This window comes from Streptomyces lincolnensis (assembly GCF_021173675.1).
Taxonomy (GTDB): domain Bacteria; phylum Actinomycetota; class Actinomycetes; order Streptomycetales; family Streptomycetaceae; genus Streptomyces; species Streptomyces lincolnensis_B.
This window is the reverse complement of record NZ_JAIHON010000035.1, coordinates 1-3,579: the sequence shown is the minus strand read 5'-3', so window position 1 is coordinate 3,579 and position 3,579 is coordinate 1. Positions and strand designations below refer to the sequence as shown.

At 64.0% G+C, this 3,579-nt stretch carries 4 protein-coding genes and 2 pseudogenes; all 6 read left to right on the top strand.

What is annotated here, in order from left to right:
- Window positions 1-141 (top strand): annotated as a pseudogene (locus K4B79_RS47430) (IS701 family transposase); the annotation flags it as partial.
- A 235-nt stretch (window positions 142-376) separates the two neighbouring features.
- Complete coding sequence (locus K4B79_RS47425) at window positions 377-784, top strand: hypothetical protein (protein WP_232033707.1); 408 nt, start codon at window positions 377-379, stop codon at window positions 782-784.
- A 610-nt stretch (window positions 785-1,394) separates the two neighbouring features.
- The gene (locus K4B79_RS48180; RefSeq protein ID WP_269464841.1) at window positions 1,395-1,529 is read left to right on the top strand and encodes a hypothetical protein; all 135 of its coding nucleotides are present in this window, start codon (window positions 1,395-1,397) and stop codon (window positions 1,527-1,529) included.
- 266 nt (window positions 1,530-1,795) lie between these two features.
- On the top strand, window positions 1,796-2,239 hold the full coding sequence (locus K4B79_RS47420) for a hypothetical protein (protein WP_232033706.1): 444 nt from the start codon (window positions 1,796-1,798) through the stop codon (window positions 2,237-2,239).
- Between the two features lie 21 nt (window positions 2,240-2,260).
- Window positions 2,261-2,674: a hypothetical protein gene (locus K4B79_RS47415; RefSeq protein WP_232033705.1), complete on the top strand. Its 414-nt coding sequence runs from the start codon at window positions 2,261-2,263 to the stop codon at window positions 2,672-2,674.
- A gap of 393 nt (window positions 2,675-3,067) precedes the next feature.
- Window positions 3,068-3,579, top strand: a pseudogene (locus K4B79_RS47410) (hypothetical protein); the annotation flags it as partial.

Here is a 3,579-nt window from a genome sequence, read left to right as displayed (position 1 = left end):
AACGAAGCCGGCCTCGACCACTACCAAGTCCGCCAGCACCCGGCCTGGTACCGGCACATCACCCTTGCCATGGCGGCAGCCGCCCACCTGGCCGCCGTCCGTGCCACGGCCCACGAAAAGGGGGGCGCGGACGTGACCTGATCCGACTGAGCGTGAACGAGATCCGCCACCTGCTGAGCAGATTCACGCACGCCATCCGGCACGAAGCCGGCCACATCCTGCACTGGTCACGCTGGCGCCGCCGCCATCAACACCGAGCCCGCCTCAGCCACTACCGCCACCGAGGCCACCAACCCCCATAGCTGCGACTGGAGGCCGCTCCACGACAACCGCGCTACGGTGCAGTTCGCACTCGGCAGGGAGTCATAGGGCGATCATGAACGACGAGACGATCAGAGTGGGCGACATCTTGCGTGTCAGTTGCGCCTTCACCCCCACTCGGGTGGTCAAGGTCTCGGATTGGGACATGTCCATCGTGTGGCCGTGGGAGCAGGTCGATCCTGACTCTGAAGTCCGGTGGGACGGGCAGTACGCCATCCCGCGCAGGCAAGGCTTGTCCGAGTCACGGCTCAGCCTCTTCCAGACCAATCCTGCTCCCTGGACACTATCTGCGGGCGACAGTTGCAGCGTGGGCATTCCCGAGCAATTGGTGCGGGTGATCGATATCGGACATTTCGAAATCTCCCGCTTGCTCGGACAACTGCGAGAGCGCAGAAAGAGCCGCGTGGTCGCCAGCGTCGGCGGCTACCCGGTAGAGGCCCTTGGCTCGCTCTGTGCCTCCTGACTTGGTCCACATCCGCGCCAATCTCACCAACTCGGCGGCATGGCCGGCGTCAGCGGCCTTCTGGGCGATCTCTTCGGCTCCCTCGCAGTCTCCAGTTGTCTCCCGAAGTTCCACTAGGTGGAAGAGGGCGAGTGTGTGGCCGAGTTCGGCGGCTAGTTGGTACAAAGTCTCCGCTTGCTCTTCGGCGCCTGACCTCTCGCATATCCGCGCCAGGTCGATCCCGGCCCGTGAGTTTCCAGCTTCAACGGCCATCATGTAGAGGTCCACCGCGCGATTCAGGTTCCCCGCATGCTCGACCATGCCACCGAGGAGGATGATCCCCCCCCGTACGCGCCCATCGGAATTCGCCTGGTGCAGGCGCTTTTGACGCCTCATTCAATCAGGCATGACAGGAACGTCTCAATGGGAACAGGAAATTTGGCGTCATTGCGCCAGACGCAGAAAGCCCGGCTCACCTCTCCGGGAGAAGCGGGCCGGGCTCCTGAGGGACGAGCGAGCGGGCCGGGAGAGCGGAGGGGGACCTGGGGGCCTCAGCCAGCCGGCGGCTTCTTGACCGCCTCGGCCACCCGGTCGCCCTCGGCCTGCCCCGCGACACCGGACGAAGGCGGCCATGGCGCCCGTCAGCCCGCGCGAACTCCTCGCGTTGTTGCAGGTCTTCGCCCTGCCACGGCCCCGCCAGACACCGATCCGGCACACCCCCTGTACCGGCGGAGACGGCGTCGCCGACACCCGCATCGCGCCATGACCTGCCCTCGCCGCCGGAACGTCACCGCAACGGCCCTCACATGACAAAAACCTCAGCAGTCACGAACCGCAGCGGCCGTAGCTGAGGGCTGATGGGCCGCTCAAGCCCACGTTTCCACCACGGAACAACTTGGGACGGAAAGAGCTATTCAGGCATCAAGGAACTCCTTGACTGCCGAGTCGCAGGAGTGTTCACTTCGCCTCATCCCCAGATCAAGTGAGGGGATAGATTTCGTATTCGCTGTCTCGTCCAGGAAGGAACTCAATATGCGCAAGATTGCACAGGCATCTCTCGGCGTTGCGGCCGCCCTCGCCGCAGTTCTCTTCTCGTCGATTGCAGTCGCAACTCCATCGCAAGCCGATTCCAGTCAACTGCTGGATGCCAATCCGACCTCGTATTACTACACAGAAGCCCCTACGCGGAAACTAGCTCGGGTCGACTGGTGGGATTTCCATCCGGACACACTTGCCGATCTGGATGACTTCTACCTCTACGACATCCTCAGCGACGGCCACGGCGTTTACGCGTCATTCACCCACCCGAATGGGGAGACGTATTCGGCCACAAATACCAACGGCGCGGGCGGCAATGGGGTGCACTTGGACATCCCTAATCTCCGGGACAACACAACAGGGAAACTCAAAGTCTGCCTGACGGATAATGGCAAGCCAAGTGCCACCCTGTGTCAGTACTGGAATATCACTGAATAAATCCAGGAAGGAAAGACGGGCGTGAAAAATCGCATCAGGACTGTCGCCACGGCAGTCGCAGGAATAGCCCTGGTCGTCGGCTCGCAGGGTTCTGTATCAGCAGCCGGGGACACTCCGCACGAAGCACAATTCTCACCGATTGGCGGCGGGGGGGTAATCTATTGGAATGACTATTACCCTCCTCATCCGACGGATGACGCGGACAGTTTCACCGTCGCAGACACCCGGGAAGACTCACACGGAGTATTCCTGAGAGTCGATCACCCGAACGGGCAGACTTACTTCAAGGCATTCAATCACGGCTACGGTGGCGGTGGCATCGAATTCAAGCCTGCCAACCTCGCAAACGGCCAGAGCATGTGGATCGAATACTGCCTCAGCGAGAAGAGCCAGCCCATTGAATCCACATGCGCGACATCGATGATCACTGAGTAGTCGAAAACCCGAGCTGTGGCGAGAGCGCGCGTAACCCGGGATCACCCTCCCTGCCAGGAGCGCGCCAATAGCCAGGTTCCGCATCAGGGCTGATTCAAAGTCCTTGGGGTCGTGGAAACGTGCAGGTGGCTGGGGTGTGACGATCCGGCGGAAGACGGTCACGAACACAACGAAGCTCCGGTTGACGGGGTGACCTTGCCAAGTCGCCCTGCCCGTCCGGAGCTTCGATGTGCCGCCAGTCTGCCACTGTCTGTCTGACCAAGTCGCCCACTGCCGCCCAGCGCGGCGTGAGCGGTGACGCCGAACGGCTGGCCGTTCTTCGTGGTCCGCGGGATCGGCGGGGACGGCGCCATTCGCTGGTGTCGGTCCTGCTCACCGCCTGCTGCGCGGTGCTTGCCGGGGCTCGCTCCCATCTGGCCGTGGGGCCAGTGGGCCCGCCACGCGCCCCTGGACGCACTCGCCCGCCTCGGCGTGCGCGCTGCCGGCCCGCTGGGCATGCGCCGCGCACCGTCGAGTTCGACCATCCGCCGCCTCCTGACTCTGGTGTGTCCTGGCGGGCTTGCCGACCTGCTCGGATGCGACCCCGCGGGCACCCGGCACCTGGCCGTGGACGGCAAGGCCGCCCGCGGCTCGCGCACGGACACCGGCCCGGCCGCCCACCTGCTCTCCGCTGTCCTGGAAGGCGGACCCACCGTCAGCCAGCTACGGGTGCCGGACAAGACCACCGAGGTCACCGGCTTCACGAAGCTGCTGGCCCCCTTCGACCTGGCCGGGGTCGTGCTGACCGCCGATGCCCTGCACACCCACCGTGAGCACGCCAGATGGCTGGTGGAGGCGAAGAAGGCGCACTACCTGCTGGTGGTCAGCGGAACCAGCCGACGCTGCACGATGCGTTGCGCTCGCTG

Coding starts and splice junctions, on each gene's coding strand:
- K4B79_RS47425 (WP_232033707.1), top strand. CDS start 377: ATGAACGACGAGACGATCAGAGTGGGCGACATCTTGCGTGTCAGTTGC.
- K4B79_RS48180 (WP_269464841.1), top strand. CDS start 1,395: ATGGCGCCCGTCAGCCCGCGCGAACTCCTCGCGTTGTTGCAGGTCTTC.
- K4B79_RS47420 (WP_232033706.1), top strand. CDS start 1,796: ATGCGCAAGATTGCACAGGCATCTCTCGGCGTTGCGGCCGCCCTCGCC.